General features: G+C 61.3%; 13 protein-coding genes. 8 read left to right on the top strand and 5 right to left on the bottom strand.

The features are described from left to right. Positions 1-11: 11 nt before the first annotated feature. Positions 12-1,229, bottom strand: coding sequence for a glycosyltransferase (locus tag VWY60_RS12635; protein WP_416540638.1), 1,218 nt, complete (start codon positions 1,227-1,229; stop codon positions 12-14). A 144-nt stretch (positions 1,230-1,373) separates the two neighbouring features. Here VWY60_RS12635 and VWY60_RS12640 point away from each other — a divergent pair, with 144 nt between their 5' ends. Further along, the gene (locus tag VWY60_RS12640) at positions 1,374-2,738 is read left to right on the top strand and encodes an oligosaccharide flippase family protein (RefSeq protein WP_416540639.1); all 1,365 of its coding nucleotides are present in this window, start codon (positions 1,374-1,376) and stop codon (positions 2,736-2,738) included. A 22-nt stretch (positions 2,739-2,760) separates the two neighbouring features. On the opposite strand, the gene VWY60_RS12645 is transcribed toward VWY60_RS12640, so the two are convergent. From VWY60_RS12645 to VWY60_RS12655, 3 genes are all read right to left on the bottom strand, one after another. Further along, complete coding sequence (locus VWY60_RS12645; protein WP_416540640.1) at positions 2,761-4,047, bottom strand: GumC family protein; 1,287 nt, start codon at positions 4,045-4,047, stop codon at positions 2,761-2,763. Between the two features lie 103 nt (positions 4,048-4,150). Then, positions 4,151-5,209, bottom strand: a complete 1,059-nt coding sequence (locus VWY60_RS12650; RefSeq protein ID WP_416537279.1) for a CpsD/CapB family tyrosine-protein kinase — start codon at positions 5,207-5,209, stop codon at positions 4,151-4,153. A gap of 75 nt (positions 5,210-5,284) precedes the next feature. Beyond that, positions 5,285-6,028, bottom strand: coding sequence for a sugar transferase (locus VWY60_RS12655; protein WP_416540641.1), 744 nt, complete (start codon positions 6,026-6,028; stop codon positions 5,285-5,287). 846 nt (positions 6,029-6,874) lie between these two features. Between VWY60_RS12655 and VWY60_RS12660 the strand changes: the two genes are divergently transcribed. Beyond that, a complete protein-coding gene (locus VWY60_RS12660; RefSeq protein ID WP_416537277.1) occupies positions 6,875-7,729 on the top strand; it encodes a 2-dehydro-3-deoxygalactonokinase in 855 nt (284 codons plus the stop codon). Between the two features lie 15 nt (positions 7,730-7,744). Here VWY60_RS12660 and VWY60_RS12665 read toward each other — a convergent pair whose 3' ends face one another. Continuing rightward, entirely contained in the window at positions 7,745-8,875 is a 1,131-nt protein-coding gene (locus VWY60_RS12665) for a THUMP domain-containing class I SAM-dependent RNA methyltransferase (RefSeq protein WP_416537276.1), read from the bottom strand. A gap of 327 nt (positions 8,876-9,202) precedes the next feature. Between VWY60_RS12665 and VWY60_RS12670 the strand changes: the two genes are divergently transcribed. From VWY60_RS12670 to VWY60_RS12695, 6 genes are all read left to right on the top strand, one after another. After that, positions 9,203-10,936: an ABC transporter substrate-binding protein gene (locus VWY60_RS12670; protein ID WP_416540642.1), complete on the top strand. Its 1,734-nt coding sequence runs from the start codon at positions 9,203-9,205 to the stop codon at positions 10,934-10,936. A gap of 152 nt (positions 10,937-11,088) precedes the next feature. Beyond that, the gene (locus VWY60_RS12675; RefSeq protein WP_416540643.1) at positions 11,089-12,165 is read left to right on the top strand and encodes an ABC transporter ATP-binding protein; all 1,077 of its coding nucleotides are present in this window, start codon (positions 11,089-11,091) and stop codon (positions 12,163-12,165) included. A 7-nt stretch (positions 12,166-12,172) separates the two neighbouring features. Continuing rightward, positions 12,173-13,276 (top strand): ABC transporter ATP-binding protein, encoded by a 1,104-nt coding sequence (locus tag VWY60_RS12680; protein ID WP_340544505.1) that lies wholly within the window; start codon positions 12,173-12,175, stop codon positions 13,274-13,276. Beyond that, entirely contained in the window at positions 13,276-14,139 is an 864-nt protein-coding gene (locus VWY60_RS12685; RefSeq protein ID WP_340544503.1) for a carbohydrate ABC transporter permease, read from the top strand. The genes VWY60_RS12680 and VWY60_RS12685 overlap by 1 nt, the downstream gene beginning before the upstream one ends. A gap of 12 nt (positions 14,140-14,151) precedes the next feature. Further along, positions 14,152-14,949 carry a carbohydrate ABC transporter permease gene (locus VWY60_RS12690; protein WP_008561997.1) on the top strand — a complete coding sequence of 266 codons (798 nt, stop codon included), beginning with the start codon at positions 14,152-14,154 and terminating at the stop codon, positions 14,947-14,949. Then, positions 14,949-15,227: a DUF2160 domain-containing protein gene (locus VWY60_RS12695; protein ID WP_340544496.1), complete on the top strand. Its 279-nt coding sequence runs from the start codon at positions 14,949-14,951 to the stop codon at positions 15,225-15,227. Before VWY60_RS12690 ends, VWY60_RS12695 begins: the two co-directional genes overlap by 1 nt. Positions 15,228-15,344: the final 117 nt, after the last annotated feature.

Genomic DNA, 15,344 nt, shown 5'->3' on the forward strand with positions numbered 1-15,344 from the left:
ATTGAGCTGGCCTAGCTGGACTGCCCAGCAATCGCCGATCGGAAATGCGCCGCCAGCTTTGCGGCCTCTGTGTCGCTGTCGTGCCGCTCCAGAACCCGGGCGCGCCCGGCCTGCCCCATGGCAACCCGTTTGGCATGGGGCGTCACTGCCAGATCCCGGATGGCCTGCGCCAGAGCAGCAGGATCACCCGCAGGCACCAGCCAGCCGGTCTCTCCCGGCAGCACCAGTTCAGGCGTGCCCGCGATATAGGTGGCAATAACCGGACGTGCGGCTGCCATGGCCTCCATCACCACCATGGGCAGACCTTCGGCAAAGGAGGGCATCACCAGCGCCTGCGCGCGGGCCAGTTCGGCCCTGACATCAGCCTCGGAGAGCCAGCCGGTCAGCGTGACATGATCGCCAAGCCGGTGCTTCGCTATGGCGGCCTCCAGATCGGGGCGCATCTCACCATCGCCGATCAGCGCAAGATGCAGATCGGGATAATCCGCGACCAGATGCGCCATGGCCTCGATCAGCATCATCTGGCCTTTCTGCTCCACAAAGCGACCGATGGCGGCAATCCGCAATGCGCCTTCCGGCAAAGGCGCGGGATCCGCAAAACGTGCAGGCTCGATCCCGCAATGCACCACCTTCAACCGTTCCCAGCCGCCAAAGGCCGCCCATCGGCTCAGTTGACTGCGGCCAAAGCTGCTGATGGCTACCGCAAATCTGGCGCGGTTCAGTTTCTCCCCCAGGGACAAGGGTTGCGGCGCGTCGAATTCCTCTGGCCCGTGGGTGGTGAAACTATAGCCCGGCCCGCCCAGTTCAGAGGCCAGAAGTGCAACGGTGGTTGCATTGGTGCCGAAATGCGCGTGCAGGTGGGCGATCTCCTGCTGCGCGGCATAATCGGCGACGTAGGCAGCCTCGGCCAGATAGATCAGATGACGCAGACGCCCCGCCTGCGACGCCGCCCCCAGGCGCCAGGCCATGCGGAGCGCGCCGATCAGACGTCGCGGCGTCCTGCGAGCAGACCGCATCAGCGCCTGGAGCAGACCGATTGCACCCCGGTCAAGGACGTAGATGGTGCGCGCCTGCTCGGCCTGGTCGCCGGGATCCACCAGAGGGGCACTGCTGCGCCGCATGGCGATCCGATGGATCACGTGACCCTGGCGCTCCAGCGCCTGTACCTCGCGCCGGATGAAACTATGCGACGGCTGCGGATAGGTATTGAGAATATACGCTATTTTCACGAGGACGATGGCCCATTTTATGCAAGACTTGTCGCAGGCTATCGTCAGTTGTCACACTTGCCCAGCATTGCCGCGATCATGCCGCGGAATTGACGCCTTTTGGGATCAGTATCGCAAGTGTATCGCAAAACCTCGAGGATATTGATGCCGCAGGTCCTGTCGCTTTTCCAAGGAGAACGCCTCGCCGCCCGCGTGTTGCGCTCGGCCTCCTGGCTGATGATCGGCTATGGCGGCAGTCAGGCGCTGCGGCTGGCGGCGAATCTGGTGATGACGCGGCTGCTGTTCCCCGAAGCCTTTGGCCTGATGGCGCTGGTCAGCGTTGTGGTCACCGGGCTGGCGCTGTTTTCCGATATGGGGATCGGTCCGTCCATTGCCCAGAGCAAGCGCGGCGACGATCCGGATTTCCTCGACACGGCCTGGAGCGTGCAGGTGGTGCGTGGCTTTGTCCTGTGGGGGTTGACCCTGCTGTTGGCCTGGCCTGTTTCGCAATTCTATGGCGCAGCGGAATTGCTGTGGTACCTGCCGATTGCCGGTATCGCGCTGGTGCTCAACGGATTTGACCCGATCCGCGTGGAGACGGCCCATCGCCATTTGCTGGTCGGTCGACTAACGGCGCTGGAGCTGATCAGCCAGGCCATTGGCATTGGCGCCATGGTTCTGCTGGCCTGGTGGACGCAATCGGTTCTGGCCCTGGTCCTGGGCAGTGTCCTGCAGGCAGGCGTATTCCTGCTGAGCGTGCATCTGGGACTGCCGGGGCGGCCCAGCCGGTTTCGATGGGAGCCGACGGCGCTGCGTGAATTGCTGCATTTCGGCAAATGGATTTTCCTGTCGACCGCCTTCTGGTTTCTGACCTCGCAGGGCGATCGGGCCATTCTAGGTAAGTTCGTCCCGCTGGACGTGCTTGGTATCTACAATATCGGGTTTTTCCTGGCGAGTTTCCCGATGGCACTCGGCCATGCGGTGAACCAGCGGCTGATGATCCCGGTTTACCGCGACAAGCCTGCCCATGCCGCACCGGAGTACCGGCGCAAACAGCGCCAGCTGCGCGCCGGGCTGAGCATGATGATCCTGTCGATCCTGCTGACGATGGCCTGGCTTGGCCCCTGGCTTGTCGATCTGCTCTATGATGCGCGATATGGCGATGCCGGTCCGATGGTGGTTCTGATCGCGCTTGCCATGGCTCCGGCTGTGATCACCATGACCTATGATCAGGCCGCGTTGGCCGCCGGGGACAGCCGGTCATTCTTTGTCTTTACGGCGGCGCGAGGGATTGCGCAGACGGTGCTGTTTCTGGCCGGGGTGATGCTGTTTGGCCTGACAGGCGGGATCGCCGCGCTGGGGCTGGCGATGGTAATGGCCTATCCGGTGATGATCTGGCTGGCCTGCAAACACCATGTCTGGGATCCGCTGCATGACCTGCTGTTTATGGTTCTGGCTCTGATGGTTGGCCTGTCCGCGATCTGGTGGCACTGGGACAGGCTGACGGCGATGATCGCCGCAGTTGGCTAAGAACCAAGACCGAACGCCTCTTTCAGCCGCTTGCTTCGGCCCCCGGCGGGCGCCGCCTGTTGAAGCCTCTGCGCAGCCGCGCGAGGAAGCCGCGCCGCCGGGGTGCCGTGTCCAGATAGGGGATCGCAACAACCGGTGTCAGGCCGGTCTCCCGCTCCATCTGCGCCACGCTGCGCAGCACCGGGTGCCGCAGCTCAAGCAGGAAGGCGATGCCAAGGGCCAGTCCGATACTGGCAACACCGCCCATCAGTGCCTTTTTCTTGCGCCCGCCTGTTGCCGGATAGTCCGGAAGCGGCGCGGATTCGATGATATTCAAGCGCTCCGACTGGCGCGAGGCCTCCAGGCGAAAGCCCACTTCCGCCTCGGTCCGGCGCTGGGAAATCGCATCCAGCTCGCTTTGCAGCTGGCTCATCCTGCGTTCATAGACGCCAAGCTGGCGCTCCACCTCCGGTGTGGTTTCCAGCGATCGCTCAAGCGTCGACCTGCGGTTCAGCAGCAGTTCGCGCTGCGCGTCCAGCGTGGCCAGTTTCTCCTCAAAGACTTCAAGCATGCGACGGGCCGTGGCCTGACGCTGGTTCGATGTGGTCTGATCCGCCTGTCTGCGCAGCTCGATCTGCTCGCGCTCGATCTCCAGCAAGCCAGTATTGAGCGATGAAATCTCCTCGCGGCGCATCTCGATCCCGCCGGGAAGTGCAACGTTATTGGCGTTGCGATAGGCGGTGATCTCATTCTCGAGCTCGGCCACCTCGCCGATGAGCGCGGCTTCCTTGTCGGCAAAAAAGGTCAGGGTTTCCCGGGCCTGTTCGATGCGCGAGCTCTGGCTCAGTTCAATCGTGCGGGTGGCGAATTCACTGGCAACGGCCTGCGCCTGTTCCGGCGTCGGCATCAGCGCCGAGATGGTCAGCACCGAAATCGTGCCGTCATCGGCAAACCCCTCCCGCGCGGCAGCAACCCCGGTCAGCGAGACGGAGTCGCGCAGCAGCGCCACCTTTTCAGAGGGGACAAGGCCTGGCAGATCCTTGTAGAGACCGTATTTCTCGATGATTTCCAGGACCGAACCACGCGCCATCAGACGCTGCTCGATCAGTTGCAGCCGCCGCGCCGAAGATCCGTCAACGGTGGATTTGGCAAGTTCGTCGGCGATCTTCGGCCGGGTGATCTGCAGGACCGCGGAGCTTTCGTAGAAATGCTGCTGCTTTGCCGCGACCCATAGCGACACCATGGCACCCAGCAGGACAACCCAAAGGATCACCGACGCGCGCCGTCGCAGCATATCCAAAATGTCATCCAGAGTGCGGATCGGTCCCATGTGTCGGCTCGTTTGATGGTTGGTTGCGGTTGGTCGTCGGTTCAGAAGCGGCGCGCGCGCCGGGGGGCGGGATCAGGGACCTCGGCGAGGTCCCCGGTCGGATCTATTGGCCAAATTGCAGCAAACCGGCGCCCCGCGCGCGGTTCAGGCTGACGCCCAGCAACTGGGTTTGACCATCAAAGAGTTTTTCACAGGCCGCGAGATGTGCCGCCGTGGTACGGGTGCCGTCGGCAATCAGCAGAACGCCATCGACCTGCGGCAGAAAGGCGGCGGTATCGTCATGTTCCAGAACCGGCGGCAGATCGAACAATGTCACATCCGCGCCCGTGCTTAGCACCATGTCGTCGATCACGCTGGCGCACCGCCCGTCATGCAGGATTTCGGCGGCGTTGCGGTCCGGGGCTGCGGTCAGCCCGACGGCCAAAGACGCGGCGGGGCGGATCAGATGCTCTGCCAGCGTCAGCTCCCCTGATAGAAAGCCCGGCATATCGCCGGCCGGTGGCAGTTTCAGCGCTGAGGCGACACCGGGCCTGCGAAAATTCAGATCCATCAGCACCGTGCGTGTCCCCGGAACCCGCGCCATGCTGAGCGCGAGGTTGACGGCAGAGAACGTGGCCCCGCACCCGGCTGTCGGCGCCGCGATGGCAACCCGCTTCCAGCCCTGTGCCTTCAGACTGTGAAGCAGGCGGGTGCGCAGCAGGTCAAAGGCGTTTGCGGTGGGGGAGTTGCGAAAGAAATTCACCAGCGGCGAGCGCGCCACCTGATGACCACGAATGTCCAGTGGGACGCGGTGGAGACGCTCCCACATCTCGGGCAGGGTCGCGGGCAGGCGCTGCGGCTTTGGATCCGTATCTGAGATCCCTTCGAGCGGCCTGTTTCTGCTGCTCTCAGGGCGCCGGGCAAAACGTCTGCCTTCATCGGCCTGCGCGCTGCGCGCGGCAGCCGCCATTTCTCGGGCACTTTCACCGCCCTGTTGTGGCGCGTTCGGCGCAGACTGAGGCTGCCCGGTCAGAGCCGTGTCATGCTCTGGGTCCGAGGAGTTGCGCCCCTTGCGGCGGCGAAATCTCTTAAAGCCTTGTTGCGTCATTGCAATGGGGTCGTCCCACTCCAGTTTCTGTCCACAGGTGCCAGGGGCCTCCGCGTCGTTGATCGCATCTTTCATGAAACCCCCTCGCAGTTCTACCACGTTAGGCAAGATGCGCCTATAGTCCGGCCCATCACAGTTAGATGCGATCGGTTAATATCCCGTGCCTCGCAGAACGACACCCACCGTCCGCAGCAAAAGATCAACATCCGTGCGCAGGCTCAGGTCGCCGTGATAGCTGGTATCGGCGCGGGCGCGGGTGGCAAATCCACTTTCATTGCGCACCGAGACCTGCCAGAGACCGGTAATCCCGGGTTTGAGATCGAAATAGGCGGTGGCATCGCCGTAGAGCGACAGTTGATCCGGCATCATCGGACGCGGGCCAACCAGGCTCATCTCACCGATCAGAACATTCCACAGCTGTGGCAGCTCATCCAGTGACGTGGTGCGCAGGAAGCGGCCGACCGGCGTGATGCGCGGATCTGCCTTCAGCTTCTGCGTCTCGTCCCATTCGCGCCGCATGGCCGGATTGCTGGCGAGATAACGCTCCAGCAGCTTGTCGGCATCGCGCACCATGGTGCGCAGCTTCAGGATCGAGAATACCCGCCCGCGCTGACCAAGGCGATCCTGCGTGTAGAAGGGATTGCCCCCTTCCAGCCAAAGCGCAAGCGCGGCCATCAGGATCAAAGGCAGGCTGATCGGCAGCGTGAGCAGAACCAGCGTGATATCGAGCATACGTTTGCCGAAAACGGCATAACCCTGACGAGACATTTTCGAGGACTGGGCCTGAACGTCGGCGCGCAGTCCGGTCAGGTGACTGTCGAGCGCCCGGCGCGGCGAAGATGATCGCGCCGAAAGCTCTGCATTCATATTGGCAACGGACTTGGCGACAGACACAAAACGCGCCTCCCTGACCAATGCCACAGGATAGCCGTTTCCGACCAACGGCCAGCGCGACCATGTCGCCCGACCGACCGCAACACCAGGCGGGCGAGCAGCCCCCTCTTGCACGAAATCCTTCATTTCTAACCCCAATCTAGGACCGCCCCCGCGATCCTCACCCGTGCGCTGAAACAACAGCGACATTGCCCCGCCAAAGCGGGCGTACTCGCACCAATCTGAGTATCCCGGCACGACAGCGCCCCGGGTCCCAAGTCCAATAAGATCGATGGTTCTTCTCCAGCCGCACCCCCATGAGGCTGGCACCTTCGTCCCAATCAGGCGGCCCGTTCAGGTCGCCCTCCGAACCGCAATTGCGGCCATTTCTTAATAAAGCAATTTTACGCAAATCTCAGTAAAATCGGAGATAGGGCAGTATTCGCTCAATTTTCAGTAAATCAGGGCGCCAACTGAGAAACAATTCCTCTAAAGGATAGGAACTATCTCCGCAGCCTACCCAAAAGTATAAGGAATCAACCAAGACTCATGGCTAAATTCGAGTCCACGCCCGGCTTATCCAATGAGGAATGTTAACCTTCTTTATCCGGTGGCTGGATCTGTTAACCATTTCCCCGCCATTGCCGAAACAAAAATAGCGCCAATCCGGGCCCGATTGTCGCCTGAAGCCAAATGGCGCCAAATCCGGGGCTGACGTTGATCATTGACCCGGAACTTGGCAAGGAGGGGCCTGGTGCCGGAAACCGCCGTCACCGCATTCCCGTTTCGGGATCTGGGCAAAAGGACATCGACATGTGCGCTGCATCTTCTGAGCCATCCTCTGCATCAACCGCCGGGGCCGCCCCGATGAAATCTGCCAACTGGGTGGCTGCGGATCACGCAGACGGTCGCTTGATGGTGTGGCTGATGAACGAAGGGGACGCCGTGCAACATGTCTCCGCCAGCACAGGCGCCGATTTGATGGCGGATCTGGCCTGGCTGGTTGGCACGCTGCATGGCTGCGCCCCGGAGACGCCGATCCTGCTCAATGATGACAGCCTGCGGGGCGGCACGACGGGCACGATCGCGGTGCCTGCCAAGGTCACGGAGCTGCCGATGGGAGAGGCGATGCTGGGGACGCATCCGCTGCGGTTGCTTGGCGGGCTGTCACAAAGCGCTCCGGTTGGAGTGATGCGCGGTGCCGTCAATCGCATTGCGGGGTTCCTCAGCCTCAACCCCGACTGGGACGGCGTGATCTGCATTGCCGGGGTGACGACCCATTGGGCACTGATCAGCGCAGAGGAAGTGGTCAGTTTTCAGAGCTTTCTGACACCCGGACTGTGGCGCAGCCTGGCGCCGGGATTGGGCATTGAGGGGGGCGCAGAATTTCAGAGTGCCGAGCGCACCGCTCTGACAGCGGCGATGGAAACCATCCAGTCCAAACCTGAAGCCCTGGCCGCGCGTTTGGCCGAGCTTCAGGTTCTGCGGGACGGATCAGACAGCGAAACCTCGGCGCGGCTTTGGGGGCTGCTCCTTGGTGCAGAGCTGTCGGCGGCGCGCCCCTATTGGTTAGGGCAGAATGTTGCCCTGATCGCAGCTGCGCCGCTGGATGTGCCCTATTGTCTTGCGCTCAATCACCAGGGCGTGCCGGTTACCCGTACCGACGCCGATCGCATGGCTCTGGCCGGTCTGGTCCGGGCCTGGCGGGGCATCACATCCTAGGATCTGCCAGAGCGCCTATGGCAGCGGATTGGTCTGGAACAGCCGGATCTTCAAACCGCCATGGGCCACCGGCGGACCAAAGGGTTTGAAGGGCAAGTTCGTCGCCTTGGCCAAGGAGGTCTCGCTGGTGACGATGCCGACGCGCCAACCACTGAAACGGGCCATCAGCGTTTCCCCAAGCGCCGCATAAAGCGCATAGAGCAGCTTCTTGTTGCCGATCCGCGCGCCATAAGGCGGGTTCACGATCACCAGACCCGGTTTGCCCTCCGGACCCAGATCCGGTGGCGTCAGGTCGCTGACCGCCTGCTGAACAATGGTCACCAGATCGCCGACCCCTGCCCGTTCGGCATTGGCGGCGGCCATGTCAACCGCGCCATCATTGCGGTCGGATCCGTAGCAGCGTGCGCTGGTCTGGCGCGGGTTCTGCTCAGCACGTAGGGCCTGCCAGGCATCGGGATCAAAGCTGGCCATCTGTTCAAACGCAAAACTGCGGCTGCGGCCGGGAAACAGCCCTCTGGCGATCTCGGCCGCCTCGATCACAAAGGTGCCGGAGCCGCACATCGGATCCACCACGGGCTCCTGCCCGTCATACCCGCAGTCCCGCAGGAACAGAGCGGCGAGGTTCTCGCGCATCGGCGCCTTGCCCACGGCTGTCTTGTGACCGCGCTTGTGCAGCCCCTCGCCGGAGGTATCGACGCTGAAGGTGCAGAGATTATCCTCGATCCGCAGTTTCACCGTGATGGGGGCATCGGCGCTGATCTCGGCGCCAAGCTCCTCTGTGATCGCACGTTCGATACGCTGGGTGGCCGCACCTGCGTGGTAGATCTTGGATTTCTTGTTGGTTGTGGTCTCCACGCGGACCGGGACATCCGCGCGCAGCACATCCGACCAGGGAAATTTGCGTGCGCGCTTGTCGAGCTGCGCGAGGTGAAACGCACGGAAAGAACCGATACGGGCCAGCACGCGCGCGGCGCCGCGCAATTGCAGATTGGCGCGCCAGACATCGGGCCAGCCGCCTTCAAAAGTGACGCCACCGGGTACCGTTTTGGCACCGGCAAAGCCAGCCTCCGTCGCTTCGCGCTGCAGGGTCTGCTCCATCCCCGGAGGGGCGGTCAGGAAGATCTCGAATGTATCACATGTATCCATGACCTCTCCTTAGCGGCAAAACCCCCTGTCAGCGACGGCAAATTTCGCCATTCGGCGCGGCGGCGATGGCCGCTACCGTTGCCGTGCACGCAAGTGCGGATCGCGCACAGTGGGATTCCCGCGACGATTGCCGCGATGCAGCACCGCAGAGCCCATCCGCACGGTCAGATCACTCGCCTCAAGGTGGATTTACTTACCTTTAAAATTCAGCGCCTTACGACAAACTAAAAAATTAGTTTGACAAGATAGACTGCGGTATGGAACCTGTTTGTCAGCCGGGTGCCACGGGGCATCTTTGGCCACAATAAATCACTAGGGAGGAGAAAGATGCGGAAGTATCTTTTGTCCGCAGCCGCGGTTATTGCCGTGGTCGCGGGACAGGCAGCCTATGCCGATGAGGCCGCTGCCAAGAAATGGATCGACGAAGAGTTCCAGCCCTCGGTTCTGACCAAGGATGAACAGCTCTCGGAGATGCAATGGTTCATCAAGGCGTCCGAGCCGTTCAAGGGCATGGAAATCAACGTCCTGTCCGAAGGCATTCCGACGCATAGCTACGAATCCGAGGTGCTGACCAAGGCGTTCGAGGAAATCACCGGCATCAAGGTGAATCACCAGATCCTCGGCGAGGGTGAAGTGGTTCAGGCCGTGCAGACGCAAATGCAGACCAAGCGGAACCTGTATGACGCCTATGTCAACGATTCCGACCTGATCGGCACCCACTCGCGCCTGCAACTGGCCTATAACCTGACCGACATGATGGAAGGCGACTTCTTCGACGTCACCAACCCCGGTCTGGATCTCGGCGATTTCATGGGCACCCAGTTCACCACGGGTCCCGACGGCGATCTCTACCAGCTGCCCGATCAGCAGTTTGCGAACCTCTACTGGTTCCGCAAGGACTGGTTTGACCGCGAAGATCTGCAGGCCGCGTTCAAAGAAAAATACGGCTATGATCTGGGCGTTCCGGTCAACTGGTCCGCATATGAAGACATCGCCGAATTCTTCAGCGAAGACGTCAAGGAAATCGACGGGACCATAATCTTTGGTCACATGGACTACGGCAAGCGCGCGCCTGACCTTGGCTGGCGGATGACCGACGCCTGGCTGTCGATGGCCGGTGCCGGTTCGAAAGGTGAGCCGAACGGTGTGCCGATCGACGAATGGGGCATCCGCATGGAAGCGGATTCCTGCAACCCTGCCGGTGCAAGCGTGACCCGCGGTGGTGCTGCCAATGGTCCGGCTGCGGTCTATGCGATCCGCAAGTGGGACGAATGGCTGCGCAAATACGCCCCTCCGGGTGCTGCATCCTATGACTTCTACCAGTCGCTGCCCGCTCTGGCACAGGGCAACGTAGCCCAGCAGATCTTCTGGTACACCGCCTTCACCGCCGATATGGTGAAGCCGAAGTCCGAAGGCAACAACACTGTTGACGACGAGGGCAACCCGCTGTGGCGGATGGCGCCCAGCCCGCATGGTCCCTACTGGGAAGAAGGCCAGAAGGTTGGCTATCAGGACGTGGGTTCCTGGACCTTCCTGAAATCCACCCCGGTTGATCGCGCCAAGGCGGCCTGGCTCTATGCTCAGTTTGTTGTGTCCAAGACCGTTGACGTGAAAAAATCCCACGTTGGTCTGACCTTCATCCGTGACTCTTCCGTGAACCACGAGAGCTTCACCGAGCGTGCGCCCAAGCTGGGTGGTCTGGTCGAATTCTACCGTTCGCCCGACCGCGTTGCATGGTCCCCGACCGGCGTGAACGTGCCTGACTATCCGAAGCTGGCCCAGATCTGGTGGCAGCAGATCGGTGACGTGAACTCCGGCGCCTTCACCCCGCAGGAAGCCATGGACCGTCTGGCCGAGGAAATGGACATCACCATGGCCCGTATGCAGCGTGCAGACGAGCAGGCGAATGTCTATGGCGGCTGCGGCCCGCGTCTGAACGAAGAGAAAGACGCCGAGTGGTGGTATGCCAATGGCGGCGCCAAGCCGAAACTGGAGAATGAGAAGCCGCAGGGCCAGACCGTCAACTATGACGAGCTGGTTGCCCGCTGGGCATCTGAGTAACCCCTCCTCCCCGTGGGGAGCGCGCGGATCTATCCGCTGCGCTCCCCGCTTTCGCCCCGGAGCGTGGCTGGCCCTCTCCGGGGCAATTTTTTCCCAAAATTAGATCGCGCATGCCGCGCGCAACAGGCCGTCCGCCGGAAAGTCAAAGCAAGATGGCACTCGAACTCAGAAACGTGACCAAACGCGTCGGCGCCCAGCTGCATATCAAGGAAACCTCCCTTGTGCTGGAGCCAGGTCACTTCAACGTCCTTCTGGGCGCCACCGGGTCAGGCAAGACCTCTCTTATCAAGATGATGGCGGGTCTTGACCCGATTGCCAGCGGACAGGTGCTGATGGATGGTCAGGATGTGACCTCGCTCAGCACTCAGAAGCGCAATATCAGCCTGGTGCACCAGTTTTTCATCAACTACCCCCATATGACCGTCTACGAGAACATCGCCTCGCCGCTGAAGGTGGCTGGTATGGCGAAGTCCGAGATCGAAGGCCGCGTCGAAGAAGCCGCAGACATCCTGCAGCTGCGCCCGATGCTGCACCGTCGCCCGCATGAGCTGTCCGGTGGTCAGCAGCAGCGAACCGCGCTGGCCCGCGCAATTGCCAAGGAAAGCCGTGCGGTGTTCCTGGATGAGCCGCTGGCGAACCTCGACTACAAGCTGCGCGAAGAGCTGCGCGATCAGCTGCCCGAGCTGTTTGCTGGTCGTGGCGCCGTTGTGGTCTATGCAACCTCCGAACCGGAGGAGGCGCTGCTGCTGGGTGGGAAGACCGCGCTGATGCAGGATGGCCGCGTCACCCAGTTCGGCACCACTGCCGATATCTATCGCAACCCCGATAATGTCGCAGCGGCGCGCGTATTCTCCGATCCGCCGATCAACACCGCCCCAATCGTGAAGCAGGGCAGCACAGCGCGCCTAGGCAGTGACGTCAGCTGGTCGCTGACCGGCGCGGCGGCAGATCTGTCAGATGGCCCCTACACCATCGCGATCCGCCCCTACCACGTTCTGCCGATCGCCAGCCCTGCGACCACGGTGCAGCTGTCGGGCCGGGTGCAGGTGACGGAGCTGTCCGGCTCTGAAAGCAGTGCCCATTTCGACATGGGCTTGGATGCAGATCACGGCAGCTGGGTCTCCCTTGCTGCGGGGGTTCACCCCTATGAGGTCGGCGAACTGCATGATTTTTATATGGATCCCTCGGCGGCATATGTCTTTGCCCCTGATGGCTCCCGCGTGGCGTGAGGCGCAAATGGCAAAAATTACACTCTCAAAACTGCGGCACAGCTATGTGCCGACCCCCTCAAGCGAATCCGACTACGCCCTGAAGGAAATCGACCTCGACTGGACCGATGGCGGTGCCTACGCCCTGCTTGGTCCTTCGGGTTGCGGCAAATCCACGCTGCTGAACATCATATCCGGCCTGTTGGTGCCCTCCGAAGGGCAGATCCTCTTTGACGGCAAGGATGTCACCAAACTGCCCCCAGATCAGCGCAATATTGCGCAGGTGTTCCAGTTTCCGGTGATCTACGACACCATGACCGTTTACGACAACCTCGCCTTTCCGCTGCGCAACCGCGGCCGTGACGAGGCGACGGTCAAAGAGCGCGTGATGGCCATTGCCGAGATGCTGGAAGTGACTGATCTGCTCAACACCCGCGCCGCAGGGTTGAGCCCGGACAACAAGCAGAAGATCTCCATGGGCCGGGGTCTGGTGCGCGAGGATGTGAACGTCGTGATGTTCGACGAGCCGCTCACCGTGATCGACCCGCATCTGAAGTGGAAACTGCGCTCGAAGCTGAAAGAACTGCATCAGCGCGTGAAGGCCACGATGATCTATGTGACCCATGACCAGACAGAGGCGCTGACCTTTGCCGATCAGGTGGTGGTGATGCAGGATGGTCTGGTGGTACAGATCGGCACCCCGGTTGAGCTGTTCGAACGCCCCGCACATACGTTTGTTGGCCATTTCATCGGCTCACCTGGCATGAACGTGCTGCCTTGCGACCTGCGCGCAGGCCAGCCCTATATCGGCACCCAGCCGATTGCACTGGAAGGCCCGATTTTGGGTGACGCCAAAGGCAAGACCGAGGTCGGCATCCGGCCCGAGTTTGTCACGCTCGCCGCGAACGGCCTGCCTGCAACTGTGACCAAGGTTTCGGATGTCGGGCGGCACACCGTTGTCGAATGTGAAGCTGAAGGCCAGCGGATCAATGCCGTGATCGAAGGTGCAGGCCCCGCCAAGGGCGAGGCGGTCCACCTGTCCTTCCGTCAGGACCAGACCCGGCTTTATGTCGATGGCTGGATCGCGACAGAAGCTGCCCAATCTGCCACCGCGACCGAGGAGCAGGCATAATGAAAACCGAAAACCAAAAGGCGTGGTTCTTTGTCCTGCCTGTCCTTCTGCTCGTTGCCTTCAACGCGCTGATCCCGATGATGACCGTCGTCAACTACTCCGTTCAGGAGACATTCGGCGACAACGTGTTCTTCTGGCAGGGGCTCGACTGGTTCCAGCAGATCCTGCGCTCTGACCGGTTCCATGCCGCGCTGGGACGCCAGTTCCTGTTCACCTTCCTGATCCTGATCATCGAGGTGCCGCTGGGCATCGCCATTGCGCTGTCGATGCCGCGCAAAGGGTTCTGGGTTCCGGTCTGTCTGGTGACCATGGCGCTGCCGATGCTGATCCCGTGGAATGTGGTCGGCGCGATGTGGAACATCTTCACCCTGCCGGATATCGGCCTCCTGGGGTATTTCCTGAACCACGTGCTGGGCATCAACTATGACATGACACAGGACCCGATTGCGGCCTGGGTGACCATCGTGACCATGGATGTCTGGCACTGGACCTCGCTGGTGGTACTGCTGAGCTATGCCGGTCTCGTGTCGATCCCCGACGCCTATTATCAGGCGGCCAAGATCGACGGCGCCTCCAACTGGGCCGTGTTCCGGTTCATCCAGCTGCCGAAGATGAAGACGGTGCTGACCATCGCGATCCTGTTGCGGTTCATGGACAGCTTCAACATCTACACTGAGCCATTTGTTCTGACCGGCGGCGGACCCGGCAATTCCACCACGCTGTTGTCGATTGACCTGGTGAAGATCGCCCTTGGTCAGTTCGACCTAGGCCCGGCTGCCGCCATGTCGCTCATCTATTTCGCAATCACGCTTCTGGTCAGCTGGCTGTTTTACACGCTGATGACCAAAGACGACCAGAATTGAGGATCTGATACGATGCAAAAACGTACCATCGTCCCCATCGTCTACATCCTGTTCCTCATGCTGCCGATCTACTGGCTGGTGGCGATGAGCTTCAAGACGACGAATGAAATCCTGTCCGGGTTCTCGCTGTTCCCGCAAACCTTTACGCTTGAGAACTATGCAACGATCTTTACCGATCCGAGCTGGTACTGGGGCTACATCAACTCGATCATCTATGTGTCGATCAATACGGTGATCTCCGTCGCTGTTGCCCTGCCTGCGGCCTATGCGTTCTCGCGCTACCGCTTTCTTGGCGACAAGCAGCTGTTTTTCTGGCTGCTGACCAACCGGATGGCGCCGGCCGCGGTGTTTGCGCTGCCGTTCTTCCAGCTTTATTCCGCTGTCGGCCTGTTCGACACCCATCTCGCGGTGGCTCTGGCGCACTGCCTGTTCAACATTCCACTGGCGGTCTGGATCCTTGAAGGGTTCATGGGCGGCATCCCCAAAGAGCTGGATGAAACCGCCTATGTGGACGGCTATTCCTTCCCGCGCTTCTTTGCCACGATCTTCATCCCGTCGATCAAGGCAGGCGTCGGCGTGGCGGCTTTCTTCTGCTTCATGTTCTCTTGGGTGGAACTGCTGCTGGCCAAGACATTGACCGCCGTTGCCGCAAAACCCATCGCGGCCACCATGACCAAAACCGCCTCAAGTGCCGGGTATGAGCTGGGCCTGCTGGCGGCCGCGGGCACATTGACAATCATTCCGGGCGCGATCGTGATCTATTTCGTCCGCAACTACATCGCAAAAGGCTTTGCGATGGGGAGGGTATAATGCTGAGTTGGATGGCCTGGACCTGGCCCACCGCCCTTGTGTTCATCGGGATCTTTTCGGCCATCGGCCTGATGATCGTTCTGGAAATCCGTCAACCCGGAGGCGACACCCGCAAAGGCGCGCTGGGGCTGGTGACAACCCGTGGCGACCGGCTGTTCATCAGCCTGCTGGGCACCTCCTACATCTTCCTGGCCTGGCTGGGTCTGGTGGGGATGCCGCTGTGGTGGCCGCTGGGGCTCTCGATCGGCTGGTTTGTCTTCACCTTCTGGAAGGTCTGACCGCAGTTCATTGGCAAAGGGCCCCTTGGCGGGCCCTTTGTCGCAAGACCATCACCGTGTTTTTCGCGGTCTCGGGACCACTCTCTTAAAAAAGTAGTTTTCAAACCTCCCCCCAAT

The sequence above is a fragment of the Phaeobacter sp. JH20_26 genome, from assembly GCF_048056275.1.
GTDB lineage: Bacteria > Pseudomonadota > Alphaproteobacteria > Rhodobacterales > Rhodobacteraceae > Phaeobacter > Phaeobacter bryozoorum.

Excerpts from the sequence above, each read along its gene's own strand:
- VWY60_RS12695 (WP_340544496.1), top strand. The coding sequence starts at position 14,949 with ATGCTGAGTTGGATGGCCTGGACCTGGCCCACCGCCCTTGTGTTCATC.
- VWY60_RS12670 (WP_416540642.1), top strand. The coding sequence starts at position 9,203 with ATGCGGAAGTATCTTTTGTCCGCAGCCGCGGTTATTGCCGTGGTCGCG.
- VWY60_RS12680 (WP_340544505.1), top strand. The coding sequence starts at position 12,173 with ATGGCAAAAATTACACTCTCAAAACTGCGGCACAGCTATGTGCCGACC.
- VWY60_RS12645 (WP_416540640.1), bottom strand. The coding sequence starts at position 4,047 with ATGGGACCGATCCGCACTCTGGATGACATTTTGGATATGCTGCGACGG.
- VWY60_RS12665 (WP_416537276.1), bottom strand. The coding sequence starts at position 8,875 with ATGGATACATGTGATACATTCGAGATCTTCCTGACCGCCCCTCCGGGG.
- VWY60_RS12650 (WP_416537279.1), bottom strand. The coding sequence starts at position 5,209 with ATGAAAGATGCGATCAACGACGCGGAGGCCCCTGGCACCTGTGGACAG.
- VWY60_RS12640 (WP_416540639.1), top strand. The coding sequence starts at position 1,374 with ATGCCGCAGGTCCTGTCGCTTTTCCAAGGAGAACGCCTCGCCGCCCGC.
- VWY60_RS12675 (WP_416540643.1), top strand. The coding sequence starts at position 11,089 with ATGGCACTCGAACTCAGAAACGTGACCAAACGCGTCGGCGCCCAGCTG.
- VWY60_RS12660 (WP_416537277.1), top strand. The coding sequence starts at position 6,875 with ATGAAATCTGCCAACTGGGTGGCTGCGGATCACGCAGACGGTCGCTTG.
- VWY60_RS12690 (WP_008561997.1), top strand. The coding sequence starts at position 14,152 with ATGCAAAAACGTACCATCGTCCCCATCGTCTACATCCTGTTCCTCATG.
- VWY60_RS12685 (WP_340544503.1), top strand. The coding sequence starts at position 13,276 with ATGAAAACCGAAAACCAAAAGGCGTGGTTCTTTGTCCTGCCTGTCCTT.